Raw genomic sequence first — 24,650 nt, 5'->3', positions numbered from 1 at the left:
TCCCAACCGATAATAACGTTAGTATGTTATACGGAGGGAATCATGGACAAACGTAAAGTTATTGGCGCGTACAGGCGAGGGTTAATTTCTGTGCAGGAATGCGCGCAAATTTTAGGCTTGGACAATATTGAATTGCTCAGCTATATGAGGGAGACCCGAGCACCTCGTCCCAAACCGAATAAGAAACAGTCCGTCCGAACGTGACGGGCTGTTTTCTTGTCAAACGCTTTAACGCTGTACTATAATGAGCAAAGATATTCACGGTTTTAGTGGCGAAAAGGGAGGAACTAAGCTTGAGTTTACGTTATTTAACAGCGGGAGAAACACATGGACCGCAGCTTACAGCTATTATTGAAGGACTACCAAGTAATCTGGAGCTTGATTTCGAAGCTTTGAATTTTCAATTACAAAGGCGTCAGAAGGGTCACGGCCGTGGTCGTCGGATGCAAATCGAGACGGATACAGCGCAAATCGTCGGCGGTGTTCGTCATGGTCGTACTACTGGAGCGCCCGTAGCGCTTGTTGTGGAGAACAAGGATTGGAAGCATTGGACATCCGTAATGAATGTTGAACCGGTTGAAGGGAATGACGAAGCAAAGCGCCGAGTTTTTCGCCCGCGTCCGGGTCATGCGGATTTAAATGGCGGCTTGAAATATAATCTGAAGGATTTACGAAATGTTCTTGAGCGCTCCAGTGCGCGCGAGACTGCTGCTCGTGTGGCTTGCGGCGCTGTCGCACGTCAATTGCTTGCTAAATTCGGTATCCAGGTAGCTGGATATGTTGTCTCGATAGGTGAAGTTGTTGCGGCTTCGCCAAATCTACCAATCGGTGAGCTAATTGCAGCGACTGAAGAGTCGCCTGTAAGGGTTGTTGATAAAGCTGCAGAACAAAAAATGATAGAGCTCATCGACCGGATGAAAACAGAAGGCGATACAATCGGCGGTGTCGTGGAGTGCGTCGTGGTCGGTCTGCCGGTCGGATTAGGAAGTCATGTTCAATGGGATCGTAAGCTTGATGGACGAATCGCTCAAGCAGTAGTGTCTATAAACGCTTTTAAGGGCGTAGAAATTGGCATAGGGTTTGAAGCTGCCCGTATTCCGGGCTCACAAGTGCATGATGAGATTTTATATAACACGGAAGATGGCTTCCACCGCGCCTCCAACCGAGCTGGAGGATTCGAAGGCGGGATGACGACTGGCGAGCCAATCGTCGTTCGTGGCGTGATGAAACCTATCCCAACGTTATATAAACCTTTAGCTAGTGTTGATATCGACACGAAGGAGCCTTTTACCGCGCAGGTTGAACGCTCCGATGCTTGTGCTGTACCTGCTGCAAGCGTGGTTATGGAACATGTCGTTGCATGGGAAGTCGCCAAGGCGTTCCTAGAGAAATTCGGCGGAGATTCCATGGAGGAAATTCAGGCGAATCTCGATAGCTATTTAAGTCAGGTAGAGGCTTATTAATGGCGAGCGGGACAAGGGAACTGACAGTTGAGCTTGGAGAGCGTTCTTATCCCATCTATATCGGAACTGAATTGATAGCAAGAACCGGCGAAATGTTTGCGGAGCGAGGTTTTCCCGTTAAATCTCCTATCTTACTCGTTACGGATTCTTCTGTCGTTGGGTTGTATGCAGCTAAAGTCGAGGATTCACTGACTGCATCGGGTTATTCCGTAACAAGGGCAGTTGTTCCATCGGGGGAATCATCTAAATCTCTAGCCATGTTAGACGATTTAGTCGAAGCAGCATTGAAAGCGGGTTTGGATCGCCGGTCAACGGTTATTGCTCTGGGTGGCGGAGTTGTTGGCGACCTTGCGGGGTTCGTGGCCGCATCCTATATGCGCGGTATTCGCTTCGTGCAAATCCCTACGACGATTCTTGCTCATGACAGCAGTGTCGGAGGCAAGGTGGCTGTGAACCATCGATTAGCGAAAAACATTATCGGAGCTTTTCATCAGCCGGAGTTTGTGTTGTATGATTTAGATACTTTGATGAGCTTACCGCCTCGTGAAGTGCGGGCTGGACTCTCTGAAGTTATCAAACACGGTCTCATCTGGAATAAAGAATTCGTTGCTTGGTGCGATGAGAATGCAGATAAGCTGATTGCTTTGGAGCCGGATGCACTGGGGTATGCTTTGTACGAGGGCTGCAAGGTGAAATCTATCGTCGTTTCCCGCGATGAACGGGAGAACGATTTGCGGGCTATTCTTAATCTTGGGCACACGATTGGACATGCATTGGAAGCTGTCGCGGGTTATGGTGAATTGTTGCATGGTGAAGCGATTGCGATCGGTATGATAGGATCGGCAAGGTTAGCTGCGCGATTCGGATACTCGGAGACAATTGCAGGGGAGACTGAGCGGATTTTCCGTAAATTCGGGTTACCCGTTCGAATTCCGGCGGAATTCAAGACGGAATCAATCATGAGCGCAATGCTGCATGACAAGAAGTTTCTTGAGGGTCAAATGGTATTCGTCGTTCCTACGGCAATCGGAAGCGTAGAGATTCGACAAGATGTACCGTCCTCGTGGGTGAGCGAAATTGTGGACGGATTAAGAGAGGGGATTTAGCAATCATGAGCGTTAGGGGAATCCGCGGAGCCATTACGGTTGATGCGAATGAGGAAAGCCCGATACTAGAAGCAACGATCCAGCTGTTGAATGGCATTTTAGCTGTAAATCATATCATTCCAGAAGATATCTGCAGTGTTCTTGTTACTGTTACTCAGGATTTAGACGCTACCTTCCCGGCAAGAGCCATTCGTCAGATGGCAGGCTGGGAGCTCGTGCCGCTTATGTGCTCCTTGGAAGTGCCTGTTAAAGGCAGCCTGGAGAAATGTATCCGTCTGATGGTGCTTGTGAACACAGAGGCGTCACAGAAGGACATTCGTCACGTTTACTTGAACGGTGCACAAGTTCTTCGTCCGGATTTGTCGGGGAAGTAGCTTTCAAGTTGTGTGAGTCCCAGGTGTAGTGAGTTGCAGTGTAGTGAGTCATTAGTCACGCGTGAAGAACACGTCGTTTTCCCCTTTGGGGGGGGAGCGGCGTTTTTTTATTTTAAGATGGAGGAGAAATGATGTTCGAATTGGAATACGAAAGGCTGTTGGAGGAGCAAAAGCGACAAGCTTCTGGTATGCGTCTGGAGATGCTGAATAAACAAGGTGAGGGGGAAAAAAAGCTTCTGGTGGATATTGTGCTGCCGGTTTTGAGATCGACTAAAGGACTGATATTAGAATATGAAATTGTTACTTTATCAGGCGTTAAGGCTTATATTGATGCCTTTTACGAGCCGCTTGAAATTGGATTTGAAGGGGAAGGTTTTGTTGCCCATGCTCAGAACATCACCCGTTCCCGATTTGATTTCGAACGGAATAAGGTTCGATCAATGTCGGTAAATGACCTTAAATATTTCCCTTTTACATGGGACGAGATGGATAAGAAAACAGAGTTTTGCAGGAGGGCTATATATGAGGTGTTGGGAAGACATACTAGCGGTGGTTGGTCAGGAGTAACTTATTCTGAGGTTTCTTTGTACGAGCGTGAAGTAATCAGGTATGCATTAAGATTGAATCGACCAATCCGTATGGCTGATGTATGTGAATGCTTGCAGTCCTCGCATCAATTTTGCCGTAGTATCTTGAGGAAGATGATTGAAAAAAATCTATTGAAACCGCTGCGAGTAAATGCTGTTCGCCATCATGAATACGTATTGGTGGACGGTGTGAGCAAATATTTATGGTGATTTTTGCCATCGTTGAAGCGGCGAGAAGGAGTAGATTGGTTAGTTTAGTGATGCCTGTCATCGTTGGAGCGGTGAGAAGGAGTAGATTGGTTAGTTTAGTGATGCCTATCATCGCTAGAGCGGTGAAAAGGAGTAGATTGGTTGGTTTAGTGATGCCTGTCATCGTTGGAGCGGTGAGAAGGAGTAGATTGGTTAGTTTAGTGATGCCTGTCATCGCTAGAGCGGTGAAAAGGAGAAGATTGGTTGGTATAGTGATGCCTGTCATCGCTGGAGCGGTGAGAAGGAGGAGATTGGTTAGTTTAGTGATGCCTGTCATCGTTGGAGCGGCGAGAAGGAGTAGATTGGTTAGTTTATTTAGTGATGCCTGTCATCGTTGGAGCGGCGAGAAGGAGTAGATTGGTTAGTTTAGTGATGCCTGTCATCGTTGGAGCGGTAAGAAGGAGTAGGTTGGTTGTTTTAGTGATGCCTATCATCGCTAGAGCGGTGAAAAGGATAAGATTGGTTAGTTTAGTGATGCCTATCATCACTAGAGCGGTGAAAAGGATAAGATTGGTTAGTTTAGTGATGCCTGTCATCGTTGGAGCGGCGAGAAGGAGTAGATTGGTTGGTTTAGTGATGCCTGTCATCGCTGGAGCGGCGAGAAGGAGTAGATTGGTTGGTTTAGTAAATGCCATTGTGGATTGATGAAGTAAGCGAGGGAAGGGTTGACGATCGCAACCTCGGAATGCTATATTAAGTTACATATTATGCATTGCGGAACGGTCGGCCAGAGGGACGACAACTTACGCAGATGCGAGCCAAGCAGAGATGAGATGAGCGGAGAAAGCCGTGCGCTTACGCAGGATAATTGCGTATGTCTAGCCGGTACCTAACTTATCAATTAAGCGCATCTCTGCGGAGCAGAGGTGCTTTTTTAATGGACCTTTGTCTAACCTACAATCGGCAAAAAGTCTCCATGAACAACACTTTTAGACTACAGAAATGCTTTTTACACATCGCAATGTGTGCGAACCTATGTGAACAAGGGAGAGAGCAATTATGGACCAGCAGGAGCTGCAAGGAATCAAAGCTATGGCAGGACAATATAACGTTATCCCGGTCGTCCGTAGATTGCTTGCTGATACGGAGACACCGATAAGAGTGTTCCAGCATCTAAGCAAGGACAAACGTGCATTCCTTCTGGAAAGTGTAGAGGGCGGCGTTAAATGGGCGCGATACTCCTTTATTGGGACGGATCCTTTTCTTGTTTTGAAGCTAAAGAAGAATGAGCTTACACTAGAGCAGAATGGCAGAGCCGAGTCCCATCGTACGGACGAGCCGCTGCAGCTGCTTCGCGAAAAGCTTCGCTCCTATCGCAGCCCAGCTATGCCTGAGCTTCCTCCTTTTACCGGCGGTGCTATTGGTTTTTTTGGATACGACCTGCTGCAATATTATGAGAAGAAGCTGCCGCCGCATCCTACGGATGATCTGAACATGGACGATATGCAGTTCATGTTCTGCGACAAAATCATTGTGTTCGACCACTTCAAGCAGCACGTGCTCGTAATTGGCAATGTCCATATAAAAGAGGGGGCCTCCGACGCAGATATCGAACTCGCTTACGAGGAGACTTGTCATGGTATCGACGAGACCATTCGCAGGCTTCAGCAGCCGCTTCCCGTCGCGGCATCCAGAGGTACACCGCCGCAGGATCCGGAGCTTGGAGAGATTTCCTCGAACCTGACTAAACAGCAATTTCTAGACAACGTGAATCAGGCGAAAGAGTATATCCGCGCGGGCGATATTTTCCAGGTGGTGCTCTCGCAGCGTTTCCATATTGAGACTGAGGTAGATCCTCTTCACGTATACCGCGTGTTGAGAACAATGAATCCCTCTCCATATATGTATGTGCTTAAGCTTGATGATGAGGTAATCGTCGGAACTTCACCCGAGCTGCTGGTCAAAGTGGATAACGGCAAGGTAGAGACTAGGCCAATAGCGGGAACTAGACCTCGCGGTAAAACACCTGAGCAAGACTTAGCGCTCGAGAAAGAGCTGTTAGCGGACCAGAAAGAACGTGCGGAGCATGTCATGCTCGTGGATCTTGGACGTAACGATATCGGCAGAGTGTCTAAGTTTGGGACTGTTAAATGCGATAGCTATATGGAGATTGAACGTTATTCTCACGTCATGCACATTGTTTCGAACGTGACGGGACAGCTTTCGCCTGATAAAGATTTCTACGATGCTTTCCTATCTTGCCTGCCTGCCGGAACGGTGTCGGGTGCACCGAAGCTAAGGGCGATGGAGATCATTGCCGAATTGGAAAATGAAGCAAGAGGCGCGTATGCTGGAGCGATTGGATATCTCGGATTTTCGGGCAACCTGAACACTTGCATTACGATCCGGACGATCATCTTCAAGAATGGTAAGGCTTATGTGCAAGCGGGAGCTGGGATCGTATGGGACTCCGTTCCGGAGAACGAGTACGAGGAAACAGTCAATAAAGCCAAAGGCATGCTCAAGGCTATTCGTTCGGCGGAGGCGGCTTTCCCAGTTGTGAACAAAGGCTCGCGTTACGGTTATGAATTTCCGGTTGCCGTCGCTGGGGATCGTCGCACGAATCTCGATTACGACTAAGGAGAAGGGGAATCGTAGAATGAGCGATATACTCACAATAAGCTTACCGCAAGCTCTGACTAAGCTAATAAGCGGCGTGGATCTTACGCGGGACGAAGCCTTCGGGGCGATGACAACGATTATGAAAGGCGAAGCAACACCTGCGCAAATCGGCGGGACGGTTATCGCATTGCGAATGAAAGGAGAAACTGTCGACGAGATTACAGGGTTCGCCGAAGCGATGAGAGCCTTCTCCAATCATGTGCCTACTGAAAATCAAGATTTACTCGATACCTGCGGAACCGGAGGCTCCGGTATTCATAAGTTCAACATTTCTACTGTGTCCGCTATAATCGCAGCGGCAGCAGGAGTACGTGTTGCCAAACATGGCAACCGCGCAATGTCCGGTAAAGCTGGCAGCGCAGACGTGCTGGAAGCCTTAGGCGTTAACATTAACCTTACAGCTGAGCAAGCCGCTCAATGCTTGGAAAGAACGGGTATCTGTTTTATGTTTGCGCAGCTGTATCATCCCGCACTGAAGCATGCCGCTCTTCCGAGACGTGAGCTTGGTGTCCGAACGATATTTAATATGCTTGGGCCGCTAGCGAATCCTGCGAACGCTGACCGCCAGCTTATCGGTTTGTATGACCGAACACGGACGGCTACTGTTGCAGAGGTGTTGTCCCGATTAGGCTTGAAGAAAGCGATGGTCGTCGGCAGTCATGACGGATTGGATGAGATCAGCATTTCCGCACCGACTCAAGTGTCAGAGCTGCGAGATGGTGAGGTGGTCACCTATGATATCACACCAGAGCTTCTCGGCTTATCGACAATATCTTTAAGTGAAGTTCAAGGCGGGGACGCTGGAGAAAATGCGGAGATCATCCGCAGAGTGCTGAGAGGCGAGAAGAGCGCCTATCGAGAAGTAGTGCTTGCTAATGCCGGAGCATGTATCTATGTAGCGGGTCGTGCGGATACATTGCCTGATGGGGTACGTATCGCAGCTGAGACCATTGATTCCGGTCATGCAGCGAATAAATTGCAGCAATGGATAGTAACGACAGGAGAAGTGAGCCATGTTTCTTGATCGCATCGTCGCCACCAAGCATGAAGAGGTAAAGGCGCTTAAACAATCGTTATCGATTAACCAAGCGGAGAGAACAATCTCCGAGCTTCCGCCTTGTCGGGGATTCGAGCAAGCGCTGGCCCTGCGCAATCGCCCAGTTGGCCTGATAGCCGAAGTGAAGAAGGCGAGTCCATCCAAAGGTCTTATCCGTCCGGATTTTCACCCCGTTGCCCTCGCGCAAGCTTATGAGAGCGCCGGCACGGATTGTATCTCCGTTCTTACTGATAAGGACTATTTCCAAGGCAGTAACGAGTATCTGAAGCAGATCCGCGAGCAGGTTAAGGTGCCGTTGCTCCGCAAGGATTTCACCATCGATGAACACCAAATCTACGAAGCTCGTTTAATAGGCGCAGATGCTATTCTTCTAATCGCAGCGATTCTGACCAAAAGTCAGCTATCATCGTACTATACACTCGCCCGCGATATTGGTTTGGACGTGCTCGTGGAGGTTCACAACCGACCAGAGCTGGAAACCGTTCTTGAGATTGGGAAAGCATCGCTAATCGGAGTGAATAACCGAGATTTGAAAACCTTTGTAACAGACCTTAAAGTGACCGAGCAGCTCATCAGTCTGATGCCTAAAGGGATTATTGCCGTTAGCGAAAGCGCCATATCTTCGACCGATGATATCGCATTTGTCCGCAGCGCGGGAGCACAAGCCGTGCTCGTAGGAGAACATTTCATGCGTCAAGCAAATGTAGAGGAAGCGGTTAGTGAACTCCTAGGTCCTGTAACTAAAGAAGGAATCGGACAATGAGAAGCCAAGGTACAAAGGTGAAAATATGCGGGATCAAGGAAGAGGCAACGCTTCAGGGCATGAGCGGGCTTCCGGTTGATTACATCGGCTTCGTCTTTGCGAAAAGCAAGAGGCAAATTTCACTAGAGGGCGCAAGGAAGCTCCATGATTATGCCAAGAGCATCATGATGGCTGAGGGAAAACCTCCAAGGACGGTTGGGGTTTTCGTTAATCCTACCTTGGAATATCTCGCAGAAGTATTATCTGAAGTGAAGCTTGATGTCGTTCAGCTGCACGGGGAAGAAACGCCTGAATTCTGCCAAGAGGTACAAGAACAATTCAAGGTAGAAGTATGGCGAGCACTTCCTGTAACCGATGATGATAATTGCGAAGGTGCCGCTGCCGGTACCTGTGCTGATCGGCTTGCTGCATATAGAAACGCTGTCTCAGTTATCCTGCTTGATACAGCCGGGGGCGGGACGGGTAAAGCTTTTCGCTGGGAAGTAATTCCTTCATATCAAGCGGCCGCAAGCCAAAATGGACTTCAATTATTCATTGCCGGCGGACTCAGTCCTGACAATGCTAATGATTTAGTTACAACCTATCATCCGCAAGGAGTCGATATTTCCAGCGGTGTGGAATCCGACGGAGTGAAGGATATTGGCAAAATCACCGCATTCGCAGAAAGGGTGAGAAGCTCATGAGTCAAGTACCTGATCAACACGGACGCTTCGGTTCGTTCGGCGGGAAATATGTGCCGGAAACATTAATGAACGCGTTAATCGAGCTGGAGGAAGCTTATCTCCGTTATAAGGATGATCCAGATTTTCTTGAGGAAGTTCGTTATTTACTTAAGCAATATTCGGGGCGCCCGACTCCGCTGTACTATGCAGAGAGACTAAGTGAGCACCTCGGCGGAGCAAAAGTATACCTCAAACGCGAGGATCTGAACCATACCGGGGCGCACAAAATCAATAATACGATCGGTCAGGCGGTACTCGCTAAGCGAATGGGCAAGAAAAAGGTGATCGCCGAAACCGGAGCCGGCCAGCATGGCGTTGCTTCAGCCACGGTAGCGGCTCTAATGGGCTTGGAGTGTAAGGTGTTCATGGGCGAGGAAGATACGAAGCGTCAGCAATTGAACGTATTCCGAATGAAGCTGCTCGGTTCGGAAGTCATACCGGTAATGTCTGGCACACGCACTTTGAAAGACGCTTGTAATGAAACGCTTCGCTATTGGGTCAGCCATGTTGATGATACTTACTATATTCTTGGGTCCGTTACAGGACCGCATCCGTATCCGATGATGGTTCGTGATTTCCAGCGGATTATCGGACTCGAAACTCGCGAACAAATCATGGAGGCCGAAGGTCGTCTGCCGGATGTGATCGTTGCAGCAGTTGGCGGCGGTAGTAACGCTATCGGTATTTTCCACCCTTTTATTGAGGATTCTTCAGTCCGTCTAGTTGGAGTAGAGGCTGCGGGGCGGGGCGTGGATACAGAGGAACATGCCGCTACGATGACCAAGGGGCGGCCAGGCGTGTTTCAAGGCTCCATGAGTTATGTGCTGCAGGATGAAGGCGGACAAGTATTGCCTGCACATTCTATCTCTGCAGGGCTTGATTACCCGGGAATTGGACCGGAGCACTCCTATCTGAAGGATATTAAGCGAGCGGAATATGTTCCGATCACGGATGCCGAGGCTCTGGAAGCACTTGGAATACTATCCCGTATGGAAGGCATTATCCCAGCCTTGGAATCCGCGCATGCCATTGCACACGTATTGAAAATCGCACCGACAATGGACAAAGAAGAGATTATCGTCGTAAACTTGTCCGGCCGTGGAGACAAAGACGTGGAGTCGATTCTCTCCTATCAGAATCAAGGGGGGCTTCCGCAATGAGTACGATAACCGCACCTAATGCGATTGATACCGTCTTCGCCGAATTGAAGGCCAGGGACGAAACGGCGCTTATGCCGTTCATGACGATGGGCGACCCCGATCTGGAAACCTCGGTTGCTCTTGTTCAGGCAGCTGAAGCGGCAGGCGCGCACATGATCGAGCTCGGCGTTCCTTATTCCGATCCGCTTGCTGATGGTCCCGTCATTCAACGGGCTTCTGAGCGAGCGCTTAAAAACAAGATCAGTCTAACGGACTGCATGGCCGTTGCTTCCAAAGCAAGGAGCATTGGCGTTCGTATGCCTTTTATCTTGTTTACCTATTTCAATCCAGCGTATCAGCTTGGGCTTGAGCGTTTCTTCGAGTTGCTGAAGGAGCATGACTTCAGCGGAGTCATCATTCCCGACTTGCCGCTGGAGGAGGATTCAGAAACCCGGGCTATCGCAGAAGCTTCCGGAATTCATCTTATTCCGCTAGTTGCGCCTACATCCGAAGCTCGCGTGGAGAAGATAGCCTCGCAAGCCAAAGGCTTTGTCTATTGCGTTTCTTCTTTAGGTGTAACAGGTGTTCGCTCATCATTCCACGATGGCATCGACGCCTTCTTGAGCACGGTTCGCAAGGCAGCATCCGTACCCATCTGCGTAGGCTTCGGAATTTCCTCCCGCGAGCATGCAGAGCGATTCGCGGGCCAATGCGACGGTGTTATCGTCGGCAGCGCGATTGTTCGCCAAGTCGAAGATGCGCTGCCGCTTCTTACCTCAGGGATTGAATCCGAGCGTACTGAGGGACTTAAGGCGGTACAGGATTTTATCGCTGGCTTGAAACCTCGCAAATTATAAAATAGCACACAAAGACATCAAGTTCCTTATTGTTTTATCGAAAAGACTCGCCTCACGGCGAGTCTTTTTTGACGTTTTAAGGAGAAGGAGGGAATCGTACGAATAATAATAACTTATTTCAACCATCTTACTTCCACCTATACTTTTTGCGGTTGGAGATGCGATTAAATGCCGAATTCTAAAGCGAAGCAGTCAACGAGCGAGTCAGATCAGAAAGAAGGAAAGAAACTGAAGTGGTGGCAGCTATCCCTTCTTGGCGTAGCATTTACGATTGGTACGGGTTATTTCTTAGGCTCAGGAATTGGCATTCAGATGACAGGACCGTCAATCCTCTTATCTTTTGTCTTGGCGGCTGTCGGAACTTATTTCGTATTCGATGCTTTGTCGCGAATGACCGCTGCCGACCCTGTCCAAGGCTCCTTTCGTACCTATGCCAAAAAAGCTTTTGGCAGATGGGCGGGCTTTGGAAGCGGATGGGTTTACTGGGTATCTGAGATGCTTATCACAGGCAGCCAGATGACTGCTTTATCGCTGTTTACACGTTTTTGGTTTCCGAATATCCCCTTATGGATCTTTGCAACGATTTTCGCTGTTTTAGGATTAGTTGTAATCATCAGCGGGACAAAAGGCTTCGAGCGCTTGGAGAATGTTTTGGCTCTTATGAAGATCGCCGCTATTCTCATGTTCATTCTACTTGCTGCTACAGTCCTATTCGGATGGTTAGGCGGCAAACAAGCGCCCCAAGAAATCGGCCAGGCTTATCAATCGATTTTCCCGCACGGGTTCATGGGCTGGTGGTCGTCAATGATCTTCGCGTTCTATGCTTTTGGAGGAATCGAGATCATGGGGATTATGGCTATTCGTCTCAAAGATCCAAACCAGGCACCCAAGGCCGGTAAAGTCATGCTGTTTCTGTTAACATTTATTTATGTACTCTCGCTTTTTCTAGCGATATGGCTAGTCTCATGGACGACTTTGAACGGCAAGGTTAGTCCATTCATTGTGGCTCTGAGGGGTAATTTTCCATGGGTTCCCCATGTATTCAATGGGGTTCTCATCATTGCAGGATTCTCAACCATGGTAGCTTCTTTATTTGCCGTTACGACAATGATGGTTACTCTGGCGGATGAGAAGGATGCCCCTGGATTTTTAACGAAAAAAATTAAAAAAAAACCATACCCTGCTATCGGATTTACCGCTGCGGGGATGGCTGCTTCGATTGTGCTCGCCTTGGTCATGCCCGAACGGATATACGAATACCTAACAACTGCCGCAGGTTTAATGCTGCTGTATAATTGGCTATTCATCTTGGTTTCCTCCGGCAGGATTCTCAAGCTGAGTAAGCTTGGAAGGGTCAAGCAATTGAGCGGTATCGCCATTATTCTGCTTGCTGTTGCCGGTACAGTAACTCATCACACTAGCAGGCCCGGTCTATGGGTCAGTCTAATTTTCCTTCTCCTTATCGGAGGGATTACCCTTGTGATGAACCGGATTTGGGGCAAGAACAAGCGGCATCAGCCGAACAAAGCTTGAAAGGCTTGAGCAGCAAAATAACCCCCGAAGCCAATGAGGGACAGCCCCGATACGATGGATATAAGAGTAAGAATGCGAGAGGTTAAGTAACTGCGAAATATGCTGGCGATCCCTGCCATGGCGAAATCCCATATAATAATGCCTAAGACGATTCCTATGCTATATTGGAGCAGATCGTGATTATTTGCGCTTGCAGCAGTTTGAGCGAGGACTGAACCGTAGATGCCAATCCAGAATATGATCGATAACGGGCTGGATACTGACATTAAAAAGCCCGTCAATAATGTCTTCCAGTGGGACGAGGTGTCGCTGGACCGGTCGGATCTAAGCCCATTCAGACTCATCAAAGTTTCTATTCCGGTGTAAACAAGCACGAAACCCCCGAAGAGCCATAAGAACGTTTTGACAAAAGGCAGATGAATGAAGTTAACGAGTCCCAGAAAAACAAGCGAGATATACATGATGTCAGCAAGCATTGCGCCTAGCCCGATGAGCCAAGCATGAAGGAATCCCATCTTAATTCCTTTATCGATTTGGGCAGCATTCACTGGTCCTAGAGGTGCGGAAATCGTCAAGCCCAAGAAGATATAGCTAATAAAAATACTCAATCGTCCATTCCCCCTTCTTTTGTAGTACAAGTTTATTCAGGGGGAAGGAGTTGTACAACACGCGAGTGCGAAAAATCATTTTCATCTGTACACAATCATTTTGATATGGCACAATTGTATTCATATTTTCATTCCTTACGGGATGCTCCCGTTTGTCATATTTTTAGGAGGGACTACATGCAACCGAAACCGAATATTGTTCATTTACCCGTATATCAGCCTGGAAAGCCAGTTGATGATGTTAAGCGAGAGCTAGGATTAAGCGAAGTCATCAAGTTAGCGTCCAACGAGAATCCATTCGGCAGCTCTCCCAAAGCGAAGGAAGCAATCGCCCGGGAAGTCGACAATATTAGTATTTACCCTGACGGCGCTGCTGTGGACTTAACTGCGGCTTTGGCCGCTATCCATGGTGTAAACCCCGATCAAATTATTTTTGGTGCAGGCTCGGATGAAATTATTCTTATGATTGCTCGGGCGTTTCTTGTTCCCGGGGATGAGACGATAATGGCTGAATCTACGTTCCCACAGTACAAGCACAACGCGCAGATAGAGAATGCAGTAATCATCGAGGTTCCACTCAAGAACGGAACTCATGATCTATTCTCGATGCTAGAGCGCGTATCGGATAAGACCAAAGTGATCTGGGTCTGTAATCCGAACAATCCAACGGGCACGATCGTCACAGCTGACGAGATAGAATGGTTTCTATCCAAGGTGCCTCAGAATGTACTTGTTGTGTTGGATGAGGCTTATTGCGAATATATTGAAAATTCTTCGTTTCCTAATGGGATTAAGCTTCTGCAAAAATATCCCAACGTAGTGACATTAAGAACATTCTCGAAAATATATGGGTTAGCTTCGTTACGAATCGGTTATGGAGTAGGCCGTCCAGACGTTATTCGGAGTATCAATCAGGTGAGAGAGCCCTTTAACACCTCTCGCTTCGGTCAAGCGGCTGCGCTCGCAGCTCTTCAGGACGAAGAGTTCATCTCATTCTGTCGCCATGCTAATAAGGAAGGCTTAGCGTACTTCAACAGCTCTTTCGAGAAGCTAGGCCTCGAAGCTTTTCCCGCGTACGGAAATTTCATCATGGTAGATGTGAAAAGACCCGCTCAGGAAGTATTCGATGCCTTGCTTCGCAAGGGAATTATCGTAAGAGGCGGCCATAAGCTTTATCCGACGCATATCCGTATTACGGTCGGAAGCAGGGAGCAGAACGAGAAGGTTGTCGCCGCGCTGACTGCCGTGCTGCAAGAAATCGCGGTAAAGGTGTGAAGGCATGAGCGGAGAGTTTAGCGAACAAGATCAGATTAAAATTGCCATTTATGGCGTCGGCCTAATTGGAGGCTCGTTGGCGCTTTGCTTCAAGGGTAAGCCGGGGGTTGAAGTAATCGGCCACTCCGTTAATCCTGCATCTGCCGAGAAGTATGTTGCCCGAGGAGTTGTCGATTGGGCGACTACCTCCCTTGAGGACGCATCTAAGGATGCGGACTTTATCTTTCTTTGTGTCCCGGTCGGGCGGTTGGCGGATTATGTGGACGAGCTTTCCAAATTACCCCTGAAGCCGGGCTGTATCATTACGGATGTTGGCAGCACTAAAGCTTCCGTTGTACGTCATGCTGACAAGCTGTCCCTTCAGGGAGCAGTCTTTATCGGAGGACATCCGATGGCCGGGTCAGAGCGTTCCGGGGTAGAAGCTGCGACGTCTCATCTGTTTGAAAATGCGTATTATGTTCTGACTCCTTCCGAGGAAACCCCTTCGGCTGCTTTAAGCAAGCTAGAGCAGCTGTTGAAATGGACTCGTGCAAATATCGTAAAAACAGATGCGACTCAGCATGACGAAATCGTAGGCGCGATCAGTCATTTGCCGCATATTATCGCCGCCGCCCTAGTTAATCAGATCGCACGCTATAACGAAGCAAATGACTTATACGGAAGCCTAGCGGCGGGAGGCTTCCGTGATATTACGCGCATTGCGTCCAGCGATCCGTTAATTTGGCGGGATATTCTACTAAACAATCATGGTGTGTTACTCCAATTGTTACGTGATTGGCAATTAGAGATGGATCATTTTATTCACTTGCTCGAGAGCGCCGATGGAGAAGGGGTATCAGAGCAATTCCGCAAGGCTGGCGAATTCCGAAGCCAGCTTCCTGAGCGACGTAAAGGAATGATCACTTCCCTCTACGAATGTTACGTGGATGTACCAGACCATCCTGGAATAATTGGCAGAATCGCTACGGAGCTTGGTCAGATGAAGATTAATCTGAGCAACCTGCAGATTATTGAGAGCAGGGAAGATGTGCCAGGCGTCTTACGTTTATCCTTCCGCGAAGAAGAGGATTTGCAGAAGGCTATCCAATTGCTCGGTTCTTTGAATTATTCCGTTCATTTTTAACGACACACTGATTTAAGAGAAGGACAATGCTTAGCGTATACAGCGCTGAGGATGTCCTTTTTTTTTATTGCAGCAAATCCAAAACCAGGTCAATGTAATCGCTTAAAAATAAAATGAAAACGCTTATTGACAAAATGTAAACGTATACATATAATAAAAGTACAGTATGGTTTCTCTCCACTCCTATCCAATCCTAGCACTGTGTGCACCCACCCTTCGGGGTGGATTTTTTTTTGCCCTGAGTATATCGAGTGTTCGTTTGAAATAGGACATATTTCCCTAAAAAAATTGAGGAATTTTTAAGCTCATAATGCCCATTACTGTGTTACAATAGCATATAGAATTTGTAAAATACTGGTTTACAATATTCCTATGCGCGACTTAGCGCAACTTTTTCGTTACTGGCCGGTACAATAGATATAGTTGCTGGCTGCGAACGTTCACCCTGACGTGGGGAGGGTCGCGGATATGATGACCGATTCCCAGTTAATTCGGGAAATTAAAGACGGTAATGTAGAAATGTATTCTGTACTGATGGGGCGTTATCAGAAGAAGATACTCTCATTTGTATACCACATGCTCAAAAGCGCCAAACTGGAAATATTAGCTGAGGATCTATGCTCGGAAACATTCTACAAAGCGTATCGAAGTTTGCATTCCTTCCGGGAAGTAGATGCATCCTTTTCAACTTGGTTATATACGATTGCCCGTAATACGGTTCTTAGTGAATTGCGTAAGCAGAAGACCACGCATCTCTCACTTGATGATTCCACATATATACCTGCCGCTCCGCTAGAGGAAGCACCCGAACAGCGACTACTGCAGGGCGAGAAGGTTTCCATGGTTCGCGAAGCCATTAACAGCTTGCCCGAAAAGCAGCGATCCGCGTTGATCTTGAGAGAATATGATGGCATGGACTACCAGGAAATCGCCAACATATTGGGTCAGACGGTCAGTTCAGTCAAATCGTTGCTATTCCGAGCCAGGGCCAGTGTGAAGACACAATTGGAATCTTACTTTACTGAACCCGCTACGATGAAGGAGTACGAGGAGATGAAGCTGCGATGAATTGCGAAGAAGCTGGGGAATGGTTTGGGATATACAGGGATCTGGCAGATGATTCTGCCGAACGACTCGCTGTGGATTCGCATGTTGAGGGGTGTATATCCTGTTCGGAAGAGTTTAGGATGTGGGAAGAGAGTGCACAGCTAATTCATGATATGCCAGATAGTGAATTCCTCCAAGAAGAACCCATTTCTACAGATTGGGTTAATCAGAATGTCATGAATCGGATTTATACGGAGCAGAGCTGGTATATGCCTGCTGTTCGTCGTACATATTCTTTCTCTTTCGCATTTCGAAAGAAAGTGGCAGCTCTGTTAGCAGCCTTATTTGCAATCTTTATATGCGGATTTCTCTATACATCTATTGATCGTATGAACGGAGAAGATAGTGACGGTTCAGGTGTGATGGAGACGGCAAACGCCTTTTCAGCTAGTCAATTTGGTGACAGTGTTCATCTTGATGTGCCAGTAGCGAGTCTTAGTGACCCCATCATGCTTAATGTAACACCGGCTATGCCAGAATATTGGGTCGCCCTATCTATGCTTGGAATGATCATGACGTTACTCATTCTAAACTGGTTTTCTCGTGTTCGTTCATGACCGCGGCTACTAAGATTGGCTGGGTTCGCCATGGCATTACGGAATGGAATCAACTGGGCAAGATTCAAGGTGTAACCGACATACCGCTAAGTTCAGAAGGAATAAACCAAGCGCATTTACTTGCTGAACGTTTGGCGCATGAAGCGAAGAAATGGAATGGAATATACTGCAGCGATTTACAACGCGCCTCGCAGACTGCTGAAATATTAGCCGAAGCTCTTGGAATTCCTCTTATCAAGGACGCTCGCTTAAGGGAACGTTCCTTCGGGCAAGCTGAGGGGACAACGGAGGCGGAGCGCCAGACTAAGTGGGGTAACAATTGGAGAAAATTAGTTCCAGACCAAGAGAGCGATGAATCGGTTCTAGTCCGAGGCTACGATTTCATAAATGAACTTTCCGAGAAGCATCAAGGTGAGGCTTGGTTAGTTGTTACACATGGAAGCTTTCTCGCGAGGATGCTGCATTCGTTGTGTACTCAGCTTGATGATTTTCACTTGCTTAATATGTCTCTAACCGTAATTGAGAAGCATCAAGAAGGCTGGAAGTCCTTGCTTCACAATTGCACGCTTCACCTCCATACACAAGCCATGAAATCTAACCAATGAAAAAATCCGGTGCATAATCGGATTTTTTTGCGTATTGGTAACGTTTAAGATGGGCAATGAGGGTCGATACTGAACAGTAAATCCTCCATAAAGCGGGGAATGCATATGAACTTGGCTGACATGCTTGTATTCGCGGATATCGCCGAGTTAACTAGAATAGCTGAAACGTATGACTGTGACTGTAGCAGCCACTCCAAGAATGAATTGATTCAATCCATCCTATCAACTGTACAAAGACGGGATGTAATGGAATCTAGAGTGGAGGAGATGACTGTCAATGATTTGCGGTTTCTGAACTCGTTAGTATTCGAGAACAGGGCGGCTTACAGTCTGGAAGAATTAAAGGCTAGAGCTTTAAATGGTGAACAGGCCCCTGCCGTTCAAACACCCATAACAAATGACTCTCCTAAAGCGCCATCTGCGAGTGCTCGTTCTCGCAAAGGAAAAAAAACTGCACCGCCGCTGCCGACGGGACCTGATGAATTGGCTCGGCTTGCGATCTCTCGGTTCAAGAGATTTGGCTGGCTGTTTAACGGTTTTTCTGGTCAAACCCGTTATCTTTATCAAGTCCCTGAAGATGTGAAAAACAGGTTAAGCGATGTTTTGGAGAAGCGTTACAGGTCCTCGCTCGTGATCACGGATGAGCCTCCTGTCTACCGAGACGAAAGAAGCTTAATTATGGATGACATTGTCTACTTTCTAAGGTTTGTACGTAACAATGATCTCCAAGTAACTTCTGACGGGGTTCTGTACAAAAGACAGCTTTCACAAGCTTTAGAGCTCTTCTCGGTAAGTGAAACCATTCCAACAAGAGGAGGATGGAGATTTGGTTACGGTCGCAAGTTCCGTGACTATCCGGATCGTTTCTCGTTGTTGTATGACTTCACCTTCTATCAAGGCTATATCGCCGAAGAGCCTGATAGGCTTGTGTTGACAGCTGAAGGCCGGAATATAACCGATGGTGCCATGAAGCCTGATCCGACCAAGCTTTATCGATTCTGGCTTCGTTTATACAAGGGTCCCATTCCGAACCTCACAACATTAGTACAATGGATAATGCGGTTATCAGACAATTGGGTTACGGTAGAATCGTTACATAAGATCTTGCAGCCTCTAGTCCGTTCCTACTACTATGATACACAACGCGATGTATTGGAGCGGCGTGTGTTAGCGATGTTAATGCATCTTGGGATCATTAAATGGGGCGAAACAGCTGAGGGTGATAATGTGATCCGCATTACACCACAGGGTAAAATGCTTGTTTCGGGTAACTTTCTAGCTTTTGAAGATACTTTAATTTTAGGAAAACCACCGATTTGACAGTATTGTATAACGGTTGCTACAATCTCCTGAAACAGCGTCCTGCTTGGCGGGATCCGAAGGAGAAGATCGTTATGCTGCTACCCTTTATGGGTAAGCTTCCCCAATTAGCTTCTGATGTTTATGTGGCAGAAGGTGCGAAGATCGTTGGAGACGTTACGATTGGCGAGAAAAGCTCGGTATGGTTCAATGCAGTATTGCGTGGAGATTTGGCACCCATTCATATTGGGAAGCATTGTAATATTCAAGATGGAGTTGTCGGTCATGTCAACAGGAATCAACCATTAATCGTAGGCGATGGCGTTTCCGTTGGACATGCAGCAATCATCCATGGCTGTACAATAGGCAAAGGTACATTGATCGGAATAGGGGCTATCGTCTTGAACGGGGCTGACATCGGTGAATATGCTTTAGTAGGAGCCGGCGCACTCGTAACTGAGAATCAGGTCATTCCGCCAAACACCTTGTGTTTGGGAACGCCTGCGAAGGTTGTCCGGTCATTGACTGAACAGGATTTGCTGCGGATGCAAACGACGGCTGAAAGCTACGTGAGCAAGGGCGAGCAATACGGGAACCCCTAGAGCGGAGACCCAACGCCGGATTTCGGAGGTGCAACGAATGGACAACATGAAAGTCGCCTATGAGACAATGCTGGGATTGGCGGCAGAAATGGTCCTAGATGAAGCGCTGCGCAATTACCGGAAGGAAAAAATTTATGATGCCATCGATGATGCGCTTGCGCAAGGAGACGTAGAATCGTTCCGGCGCTTAACCGATGAATTGAAGGTAATCCTGCGTTAGATCGGATTAAGCGGGCCGTCGGTTCTCCCTGCCGAAGGGGCTGTCCCATAAGATTCTTATGGGCAGCCTTATTTTATTCAAACGTTTAACTAAACTGCATAATTGAGTTATCTAAAAGTGCCTTTCCCATTTTACGTTGGGAAAAGGCACTTTTATTGTCCGCGCTTTTGGAGTACGATAAATAGGACATGATTTATCGCGGAATGGCTGTATTGTTCTCCCAAGGAGTGGACGAATCGAATGAAATTCAGTGAAATTGATGAGAACAGCTGGCCAGAGCTGCAGAATTATCTGGATACTTGCTTGATCCCCGTGTCGGGCTTAACAGGCGGAGAAGCGCCATGGGAAGCTACTATGAAGGTCGCGCGAGCTGGCAAATGGTTAGCTGCTTTGGAGCGTGCCTTCCACGGACGAACAGTGACGATGCCGGCATTTCATTACGTTAGCGGCAGTCATAATGATCTCGAACGGCTTGATCAGCTCTGTAAACAATGGAGAGCAAACGGTTTTCGTTATATTATCGCAATATGCGGTCAGCCCTTAGTATTATCATCTGAGCTGAGCGCAGACCTAATCTTTCAACCAACAAGCGAGGTTGAGGAGCCGGATGCCGATTATATTCGCAAAACGGTTACAGACTTATGGCGGAGCCGTTAAAGTCTCAATAATGCTCGAATCAGTCTATGAGTTAAAGGACGCATAAGGTTGGGTATATAGAGTAAACAATAGTCAGACGATAACTGTGGGAAATGTGACAATTTGAGAACACTTTACTTGTGGTTTTCTCGTCTGGATAGGAAACTGGTCGGCCTATTCTTGACGCTCTAAAGCGCGTGGGCTATTATAGTTATGTCCTTGTGAACAAACTGTTAACGTCCGTATTGGACACAAGATTGGTGGGGTAAAGGGGGTAGAATGAATGGACCACAATATGCAACAAGAAACTACGCACAAACCGGTTAAGCGGAAAGAGATGACAAGACGTCAATTTCTGGCCTACACGCTTGGCGGAGCAGGAGCCTTTATGGCTGGCGGGGCCATTTTACCGATGATCCGCTTTGCCGTCGATCCTATATTGCAAAAGAAGCAAACAGGTAACTTCGTAAAGGTAGTGGAAGAGAACAAAATCTCGAATGAACCTTTCAAGGTGGACTTCCAAATCCATCAAGTCGACGGCTGGTATGAGAGCGATCCTAAGCTAACAGCATGGATCACCAAAGGTAATGATGGTAAAATCTTTGCATTGTCTCCTATTTGTAAACATCTAGGCTGCACAATAAGCTGGGCATCAGAAGTGCCGGATCAATATCATTGTCCTTGTCATGGCGCTGCTTACACGAAAGACGGTAAAACCTTAAAAGTGGCTCCGAAGTCACTGGACGAGTACGAAGTGCGTAGTGAAAACGGCTGGGTATATCTCGGACCGCTTGTACCGAATAGTCGCGTTAAATAGAAGGAGGGCGTTTCGTCTCATGTTCAAAAACATGTACAACTGGATCGACGAACGTCTGGATATTACGCCGATGTGGAGAGATATTGCCGATCATGAGGTGCCTGAGCATGTTAACCCTGCGCATCATTTCTCGGCTTTCGTATATTGCTTCGGCGGTTTGACGTTCTTTATCACCGTCATACAAATCCTATCGGGTATGTTCCTGACGATGTATTATGTACCGGATATTATCAACGCTTATTACAGCGTTGACTACCTTCAGCATCAGGTTGCCTTCGGTGCTATTGTAAGGGGGATGCATCACTGGGGTGCGAGCCTTGTAATTGTTATGATGTTCCTACATACTTTAAGGGTTTTCTTCACAGGCTCTTACAAAGCGCCGCGTGAAATGAACTGGGTTGTCGGAATGTTAATCTTCTTCGTTATGTTAGGCCTCGGATTTACGGGTTACCTGCTTCCTTGGGACAACAAAGCTTATTACGCAACGAAGGTTGGTATTGAGATCGCAGCATCCATGCCTATTTTGGGAGAATACGTCAAGGAGTTAATGCAAGGCGGCACGATCGTTGGCGCTCAAACGCTTACCCGCTTCTTCGCTATTCACGTGTTCTTCTTGCCCGGTGCGCTGCTCGCTCTGCTTGCCGGACACTTCTTCATGATTCGAAAACAGGGCATTTCCGGGCCGCTGTAAAGAAAGGAGTGGCTAGCGATGGCACATAAACAGGATCCAAATGAAAAAATCGTATTCATCGGTGATTCACGTGTTCGTAAACGGGATTATTCGAATGTAGTACCACCCGATTATTCCGCTTACCCAGGTAAGTCGGAAGCCTTCATTCCGAACTTTCTGTTAAAGGAATGGATGGTTGGTGTCGTGGTTTTGGTCGGCTTCTTGGTATTGACGGTTGCCCACCCTGCGCCGCTAGGATATCCTGCAGATCCGCTCAATGGAGCATTTATCCCTATGCCCGACTGGTACTTCTTATTCATGTATCAACTCTTGAAGTACCCTTATACGTCTGAGGATTTTATCGTTCTTGGAACATTGGGCTTTCCAGGCATTTTATTCGGCGGATTATTACTAGCTCCTTTCTTGGATACAGGCAAAGAACGCAGGTTCTATCGCCGTCCAATTGCTTCATCCGCGATGCTCCTTTCTTTGGTCGCTTGTACTTATCTAACGTGGGTTTCTTGGGATCATTACCAGCATGAATTATCCGTGAATGGTACAATTCCTGAACATATTGAGCGTGAGATAAAAGCTGAGGAAGCCATTGAAAAAGGTCTTCCTCGTCCGATTCCGGGAAAAGAGAAAATCGCCGCAATGGTAGATGCTGACGATCCGGCATTCACGGAGACTATGACAGCAGCAGCTTGTATTTCGTGTCATGGTGTCGAGCTTGAAGGCGGCGGTGCTCCTGCGCTTCGCGGTGTTGGCGACCATCTGAATAAGGAAGAGCTCGTTGATGTTATCACCAACGGCCAAGGCGAGGGTGCTATGCCTGCCTTTAAGGATTCCTTAAGCGCTGAACAGATTGACCAAATCGCAACCTGGCTTTCCAAACAAAAAGCGGCAGCCGAATAATAAGCTCACTGCCTTGAACCTGACCTTAGCCGGTCAGGTTTTTTTACGAAGGAGGCACACTCTTGAACTGGACATGGTTAACATCTCGAGGACTTTTGTTACATCCAAGGACTTTAGGGTTACTTATGCTTGTTTATGTCCCTGGAACCATATATGGTTACTATTGGTATAAGGTTCAGTTGGAGAAAACCTGGAATACCCATCCCCACTGGCAAATTCCCTTTGTGCCTGATAGTCCGACAGCCTCGCTATTTTTCGCTCTTGCCGTAGTATGGTTATGGCTTTCTCCTAAACCGTCTAAGCGCAAATGGGTGAATGGAGCTCGAGGAATTATTGAGGCGCTAGGCGTTGTTACATCGGTGAAATATGGAGTGTGGGCCACCGTAATCATATTCGCAGGACAGGCTCAGGGAGATATTCTGCAATGGGATTCATGGATGCTGATCATTGGCCATTCTGCGATGGCGGTTTGCGCGCTGATTTATGCCCGTTTTTTCATTTTTAGTGGAATGGCCCTTCTTGCAGCGGCTGCATGGACCTTCTTGAATGACACGATAGATTACACATATGACGTGTTCCCATATCTGCCAAGGGTGCTTTACAACGATTTGTTTTACGTAGGTTTATTCACCTTTATATTGACAGGAATTAGTGTTTTGTCTGCTTGGCTTGCTAAATTTGTGTATGGGCAACCGAAATCGGACAAGTCGTTCTAAACGAAATCATCTCCTCATATCCATGGGATAGGAGGGGATGTCCTTGTTTTTATATGGCTTAAAGAATCAGCGGCATAGAAGGATATGGATAAAGCTAACCAGCATTATGCTTCTCGCCGGATTAGTGTTAATTTCATCCGCAGCGGCTTGGGGAAGCCCCTCCGGTATAACGGGTCAGGTTACTTCTATTGCCTTAGAACGATCGGGGAGTGTGTCGTCGCCTGAACCGTTCGGAAGATTCCTCGTGGTAGCTGAAGCGCTCTATGAAGCTGTGAATAGGGGGAAGCTCGAGGAGGCTTCAGCCAGATTAGCCGATGCCGAGAGAGGCTTCCGATCATTGCCGATGATAAATATCACAACAGCTGAGGGTATACAGGCCTTGGCACAAAATATAACGGAGTTGAAGCGAGCGGCTGCGGCAGCTTCTCCCGATGAAGACAGATGGAAGCAGGGAGCAGCAGCGCTCAGGTTATCTGCAGACGCCTTGTCGCATCCTAATAAACCTATCTGGCATCAGTACCGGACAATTATACAAGAAGACGTAATAAGAATAAGAACGATTTTGGAACAGAAAGATACGGAATCGGACGTTGCAGTTAAAGCCGCTCTCGCGGAATTTAATCAAATGTCCCAGCACTATCATGTTATTCGTACGGCTGTATTGCTCCATTCGGAGCCTTGGATAGTGGAGAGGAGTGACTCGGTAATGCGTTACGCAAGCCGTGTTCTTTCTGCTGTTCCTTCAAACCCTTATCTATTGCCAAGTGTTGTTTCTCAACTTAAAGAGGCGATGGAAGGTCTGTTCCCGCCAAACAAGACAGCTGAGTCCGCAATAGTCCCGCCGATTACCGCCCCGCCTTGGGGTTGGACTGCCATGATGGGTTCCTTTATCGTCACAGTTCTAACTTGGGTGGGCTGGCGCAGGTACAAAGCGGATCCTTATACCCCTTCAGGGAAATCGTCTAAAGCGAATCGGCCTGTGGATGCGGCAGAGAGACTGCTTAAGCATTGGAACAAGTGAAACGGCT

Annotated in this window: 29 protein-coding genes; 28 read left to right on the top strand and 1 reads right to left on the bottom strand. The window is 47.7% G+C overall.

The genetic code is table 11. From position 1 onward, the window contains the following. The first annotated feature begins 42 nt into the window (after positions 1 to 42). From ACESLK_RS12140 to ACESLK_RS12075, 14 genes are all read left to right on the top strand, one after another. The gene (locus tag ACESLK_RS12140; RefSeq protein WP_373229718.1) at positions 43 to 204 is read left to right on the top strand and encodes a hypothetical protein; all 162 of its coding nucleotides are present in this window, start codon (positions 43 to 45) and stop codon (positions 202 to 204) included. A gap of 89 nt (positions 205 to 293) precedes the next feature. Next, positions 294 to 1,463, top strand: coding sequence for a chorismate synthase (gene aroC, locus ACESLK_RS12135; RefSeq protein ID WP_373229717.1), 1,170 nt, complete (start codon positions 294 to 296; stop codon positions 1,461 to 1,463). Beyond that, positions 1,463 to 2,569 carry a 3-dehydroquinate synthase gene (gene aroB / locus ACESLK_RS12130; RefSeq protein WP_373229716.1) on the top strand — a complete coding sequence of 369 codons (1,107 nt, stop codon included), beginning with the start codon at positions 1,463 to 1,465 and terminating at the stop codon, positions 2,567 to 2,569. The genes aroC and aroB overlap by 1 nt, the downstream gene beginning before the upstream one ends. 5 nt (positions 2,570 to 2,574) lie before the next feature. Next, positions 2,575 to 2,943: a chorismate mutase gene (aroH, locus tag ACESLK_RS12125; RefSeq protein ID WP_373229715.1), complete on the top strand. Its 369-nt coding sequence runs from the start codon at positions 2,575 to 2,577 to the stop codon at positions 2,941 to 2,943. Between the two features lie 158 nt (positions 2,944 to 3,101). Continuing rightward, positions 3,102 to 3,740 carry a hypothetical protein gene (locus ACESLK_RS12120; protein WP_373229714.1) on the top strand — a complete coding sequence of 213 codons (639 nt, stop codon included), beginning with the start codon at positions 3,102 to 3,104 and terminating at the stop codon, positions 3,738 to 3,740. Further along, positions 3,734 to 4,135 (top strand): hypothetical protein, encoded by a 402-nt coding sequence (locus ACESLK_RS12115; protein ID WP_373229712.1) that lies wholly within the window; start codon positions 3,734 to 3,736, stop codon positions 4,133 to 4,135. The genes ACESLK_RS12120 and ACESLK_RS12115 overlap by 7 nt, the downstream gene beginning before the upstream one ends. 1 nt (position 4,136) lies before the next feature. Continuing rightward, entirely contained in the window at positions 4,137 to 4,424 is a 288-nt protein-coding gene (locus ACESLK_RS12110) for a hypothetical protein (protein WP_373229711.1), read from the top strand. Positions 4,425 to 4,778: 354 nt separating this feature from the next. Then, complete coding sequence (gene trpE / locus ACESLK_RS12105; protein WP_373229710.1) at positions 4,779 to 6,359, top strand: anthranilate synthase component I; 1,581 nt, start codon at positions 4,779 to 4,781, stop codon at positions 6,357 to 6,359. A gap of 19 nt (positions 6,360 to 6,378) precedes the next feature. Then, on the top strand, positions 6,379 to 7,425 hold the full coding sequence (gene trpD, locus ACESLK_RS12100; protein ID WP_373229708.1) for an anthranilate phosphoribosyltransferase: 1,047 nt from the start codon (positions 6,379 to 6,381) through the stop codon (positions 7,423 to 7,425). Continuing rightward, positions 7,415 to 8,221 carry an indole-3-glycerol phosphate synthase TrpC gene (gene trpC, locus ACESLK_RS12095; protein WP_373229707.1) on the top strand — a complete coding sequence of 269 codons (807 nt, stop codon included), beginning with the start codon at positions 7,415 to 7,417 and terminating at the stop codon, positions 8,219 to 8,221. The genes trpD and trpC overlap by 11 nt, the downstream gene beginning before the upstream one ends. Further along, on the top strand, positions 8,218 to 8,904 hold the full coding sequence (locus ACESLK_RS12090) for a phosphoribosylanthranilate isomerase (RefSeq protein ID WP_373229706.1): 687 nt from the start codon (positions 8,218 to 8,220) through the stop codon (positions 8,902 to 8,904). Before trpC ends, ACESLK_RS12090 begins: the two co-directional genes overlap by 4 nt. After that, positions 8,901 to 10,103, top strand: coding sequence for a tryptophan synthase subunit beta (gene trpB, locus ACESLK_RS12085; RefSeq protein ID WP_373229705.1), 1,203 nt, complete (start codon positions 8,901 to 8,903; stop codon positions 10,101 to 10,103). Before ACESLK_RS12090 ends, trpB begins: the two co-directional genes overlap by 4 nt. Next, positions 10,100 to 10,939, top strand: a complete 840-nt coding sequence (gene trpA, locus ACESLK_RS12080) for a tryptophan synthase subunit alpha (protein ID WP_373229704.1) — start codon at positions 10,100 to 10,102, stop codon at positions 10,937 to 10,939. Before trpB ends, trpA begins: the two co-directional genes overlap by 4 nt. A gap of 168 nt (positions 10,940 to 11,107) precedes the next feature. Continuing rightward, complete coding sequence (locus ACESLK_RS12075) at positions 11,108 to 12,472, top strand: amino acid permease (RefSeq protein WP_373229703.1); 1,365 nt, start codon at positions 11,108 to 11,110, stop codon at positions 12,470 to 12,472. On the opposite strand, the gene ACESLK_RS12070 is transcribed toward ACESLK_RS12075, so the two are convergent. After that, entirely contained in the window at positions 12,454 to 13,080 is a 627-nt protein-coding gene (locus ACESLK_RS12070) for a LysE family transporter (protein ID WP_373229702.1), read from the bottom strand. The two genes, ACESLK_RS12075 and ACESLK_RS12070, sit on opposite strands and share 19 nt — an antisense overlap. 177 nt (positions 13,081 to 13,257) lie before the next feature. Here ACESLK_RS12070 and hisC point away from each other — a divergent pair, with 177 nt between their 5' ends. The 14 genes from hisC to ACESLK_RS12000 all read left to right on the top strand — a co-directional run bounded on the left by hisC (position 13,258) and on the right by ACESLK_RS12000 (position 24,643). Next, positions 13,258 to 14,355 (top strand): histidinol-phosphate transaminase, encoded by a 1,098-nt coding sequence (gene hisC / locus ACESLK_RS12065; protein ID WP_373229701.1) that lies wholly within the window; start codon positions 13,258 to 13,260, stop codon positions 14,353 to 14,355. 4 nt (positions 14,356 to 14,359) lie between these two features. Continuing rightward, positions 14,360 to 15,478, top strand: coding sequence for a prephenate dehydrogenase (locus ACESLK_RS12060; protein ID WP_373229700.1), 1,119 nt, complete (start codon positions 14,360 to 14,362; stop codon positions 15,476 to 15,478). A 471-nt stretch (positions 15,479 to 15,949) separates the two neighbouring features. Continuing rightward, entirely contained in the window at positions 15,950 to 16,546 is a 597-nt protein-coding gene (locus ACESLK_RS12055) for an RNA polymerase sigma factor (protein WP_373229766.1), read from the top strand. Beyond that, positions 16,543 to 17,142, top strand: a complete 600-nt coding sequence (locus ACESLK_RS12050; RefSeq protein ID WP_373229698.1) for an anti-sigma factor family protein — start codon at positions 16,543 to 16,545, stop codon at positions 17,140 to 17,142. Before ACESLK_RS12055 ends, ACESLK_RS12050 begins: the two co-directional genes overlap by 4 nt. Further along, positions 17,139 to 17,747 (top strand): histidine phosphatase family protein, encoded by a 609-nt coding sequence (locus ACESLK_RS12045; RefSeq protein WP_373229697.1) that lies wholly within the window; start codon positions 17,139 to 17,141, stop codon positions 17,745 to 17,747. Before ACESLK_RS12050 ends, ACESLK_RS12045 begins: the two co-directional genes overlap by 4 nt. Before the next feature lie 105 nt (positions 17,748 to 17,852). Then, on the top strand, positions 17,853 to 19,067 hold the full coding sequence (locus tag ACESLK_RS12040; protein ID WP_373229696.1) for a hypothetical protein: 1,215 nt from the start codon (positions 17,853 to 17,855) through the stop codon (positions 19,065 to 19,067). 74 nt (positions 19,068 to 19,141) lie between these two features. Then, the gene (locus ACESLK_RS12035; RefSeq protein WP_373229765.1) at positions 19,142 to 19,648 is read left to right on the top strand and encodes a gamma carbonic anhydrase family protein; all 507 of its coding nucleotides are present in this window, start codon (positions 19,142 to 19,144) and stop codon (positions 19,646 to 19,648) included. Positions 19,649 to 19,685: 37 nt separating this feature from the next. After that, positions 19,686 to 19,868 (top strand): IDEAL domain-containing protein, encoded by a 183-nt coding sequence (locus ACESLK_RS12030; RefSeq protein WP_373229695.1) that lies wholly within the window; start codon positions 19,686 to 19,688, stop codon positions 19,866 to 19,868. Positions 19,869 to 20,108: 240 nt separating this feature from the next. Further along, complete coding sequence (locus tag ACESLK_RS12025; RefSeq protein ID WP_373229694.1) at positions 20,109 to 20,525, top strand: DUF2487 family protein; 417 nt, start codon at positions 20,109 to 20,111, stop codon at positions 20,523 to 20,525. Positions 20,526 to 20,787: 262 nt separating this feature from the next. Further along, positions 20,788 to 21,321: a Rieske (2Fe-2S) protein gene (locus tag ACESLK_RS12020; protein WP_373229693.1), complete on the top strand. Its 534-nt coding sequence runs from the start codon at positions 20,788 to 20,790 to the stop codon at positions 21,319 to 21,321. A gap of 19 nt (positions 21,322 to 21,340) precedes the next feature. Continuing rightward, positions 21,341 to 22,012 carry a menaquinol-cytochrome c reductase cytochrome b subunit gene (qcrB, locus tag ACESLK_RS12015; RefSeq protein WP_373229692.1) on the top strand — a complete coding sequence of 224 codons (672 nt, stop codon included), beginning with the start codon at positions 21,341 to 21,343 and terminating at the stop codon, positions 22,010 to 22,012. 18 nt (positions 22,013 to 22,030) lie between these two features. Further along, a complete protein-coding gene (locus ACESLK_RS12010) occupies positions 22,031 to 22,906 on the top strand; it encodes a c-type cytochrome (protein WP_373229691.1) in 876 nt (291 codons plus the stop codon). Positions 22,907 to 22,968: 62 nt separating this feature from the next. Continuing rightward, the gene (locus tag ACESLK_RS12005) at positions 22,969 to 23,622 is read left to right on the top strand and encodes a DUF1405 domain-containing protein (RefSeq protein ID WP_373229690.1); all 654 of its coding nucleotides are present in this window, start codon (positions 22,969 to 22,971) and stop codon (positions 23,620 to 23,622) included. Between the two features lie 37 nt (positions 23,623 to 23,659). Then, on the top strand, positions 23,660 to 24,643 hold the full coding sequence (locus ACESLK_RS12000; RefSeq protein WP_373229689.1) for a sporulation protein YpjB: 984 nt from the start codon (positions 23,660 to 23,662) through the stop codon (positions 24,641 to 24,643). Positions 24,644 to 24,650: the final 7 nt, after the last annotated feature.

Source organism: Cohnella sp., from assembly GCF_041640265.1.
GTDB lineage: Bacteria > Bacillota > Bacilli > Paenibacillales > Paenibacillaceae > Cohnella.
The sequence above is the reverse complement of the archived record's forward strand: the minus strand, read 5'-3'. Positions and strand labels throughout refer to the sequence as shown.

Excerpts from the sequence above, each read along its gene's own strand:
- trpE (WP_373229710.1), top strand. The coding sequence starts at position 4,779 with ATGGACCAGCAGGAGCTGCAAGGAATCAAAGCTATGGCAGGACAATAT.
- aroB (WP_373229716.1), top strand. The coding sequence starts at position 1,463 with ATGGCGAGCGGGACAAGGGAACTGACAGTTGAGCTTGGAGAGCGTTCT.
- ACESLK_RS12090 (WP_373229706.1), top strand. The coding sequence starts at position 8,218 with ATGAGAAGCCAAGGTACAAAGGTGAAAATATGCGGGATCAAGGAAGAG.
- ACESLK_RS12115 (WP_373229712.1), top strand. The coding sequence starts at position 3,734 with ATGGTGATTTTTGCCATCGTTGAAGCGGCGAGAAGGAGTAGATTGGTT.
- ACESLK_RS12035 (WP_373229765.1), top strand. The coding sequence starts at position 19,142 with ATGCTGCTACCCTTTATGGGTAAGCTTCCCCAATTAGCTTCTGATGTT.
- ACESLK_RS12140 (WP_373229718.1), top strand. The coding sequence starts at position 43 with ATGGACAAACGTAAAGTTATTGGCGCGTACAGGCGAGGGTTAATTTCT.
- aroH (WP_373229715.1), top strand. The coding sequence starts at position 2,575 with ATGAGCGTTAGGGGAATCCGCGGAGCCATTACGGTTGATGCGAATGAG.
- trpB (WP_373229705.1), top strand. The coding sequence starts at position 8,901 with ATGAGTCAAGTACCTGATCAACACGGACGCTTCGGTTCGTTCGGCGGG.
- ACESLK_RS12050 (WP_373229698.1), top strand. The coding sequence starts at position 16,543 with ATGAATTGCGAAGAAGCTGGGGAATGGTTTGGGATATACAGGGATCTG.
- ACESLK_RS12060 (WP_373229700.1), top strand. The coding sequence starts at position 14,360 with ATGAGCGGAGAGTTTAGCGAACAAGATCAGATTAAAATTGCCATTTAT.
- ACESLK_RS12000 (WP_373229689.1), top strand. The coding sequence starts at position 23,660 with ATGTCCTTGTTTTTATATGGCTTAAAGAATCAGCGGCATAGAAGGATA.
- ACESLK_RS12030 (WP_373229695.1), top strand. The coding sequence starts at position 19,686 with ATGGACAACATGAAAGTCGCCTATGAGACAATGCTGGGATTGGCGGCA.
- ACESLK_RS12010 (WP_373229691.1), top strand. The coding sequence starts at position 22,031 with ATGGCACATAAACAGGATCCAAATGAAAAAATCGTATTCATCGGTGAT.
- trpA (WP_373229704.1), top strand. The coding sequence starts at position 10,100 with ATGAGTACGATAACCGCACCTAATGCGATTGATACCGTCTTCGCCGAA.
- hisC (WP_373229701.1), top strand. The coding sequence starts at position 13,258 with ATGCAACCGAAACCGAATATTGTTCATTTACCCGTATATCAGCCTGGA.
- ACESLK_RS12020 (WP_373229693.1), top strand. The coding sequence starts at position 20,788 with ATGGACCACAATATGCAACAAGAAACTACGCACAAACCGGTTAAGCGG.
- qcrB (WP_373229692.1), top strand. The coding sequence starts at position 21,341 with ATGTTCAAAAACATGTACAACTGGATCGACGAACGTCTGGATATTACG.
- ACESLK_RS12040 (WP_373229696.1), top strand. The coding sequence starts at position 17,853 with ATGAACTTGGCTGACATGCTTGTATTCGCGGATATCGCCGAGTTAACT.
- ACESLK_RS12025 (WP_373229694.1), top strand. The coding sequence starts at position 20,109 with ATGAAATTCAGTGAAATTGATGAGAACAGCTGGCCAGAGCTGCAGAAT.
- ACESLK_RS12055 (WP_373229766.1), top strand. The coding sequence starts at position 15,950 with ATGACCGATTCCCAGTTAATTCGGGAAATTAAAGACGGTAATGTAGAA.
- ACESLK_RS12075 (WP_373229703.1), top strand. The coding sequence starts at position 11,108 with ATGCCGAATTCTAAAGCGAAGCAGTCAACGAGCGAGTCAGATCAGAAA.
- trpC (WP_373229707.1), top strand. The coding sequence starts at position 7,415 with ATGTTTCTTGATCGCATCGTCGCCACCAAGCATGAAGAGGTAAAGGCG.
- ACESLK_RS12045 (WP_373229697.1), top strand. The coding sequence starts at position 17,139 with ATGACCGCGGCTACTAAGATTGGCTGGGTTCGCCATGGCATTACGGAA.
- trpD (WP_373229708.1), top strand. The coding sequence starts at position 6,379 with ATGAGCGATATACTCACAATAAGCTTACCGCAAGCTCTGACTAAGCTA.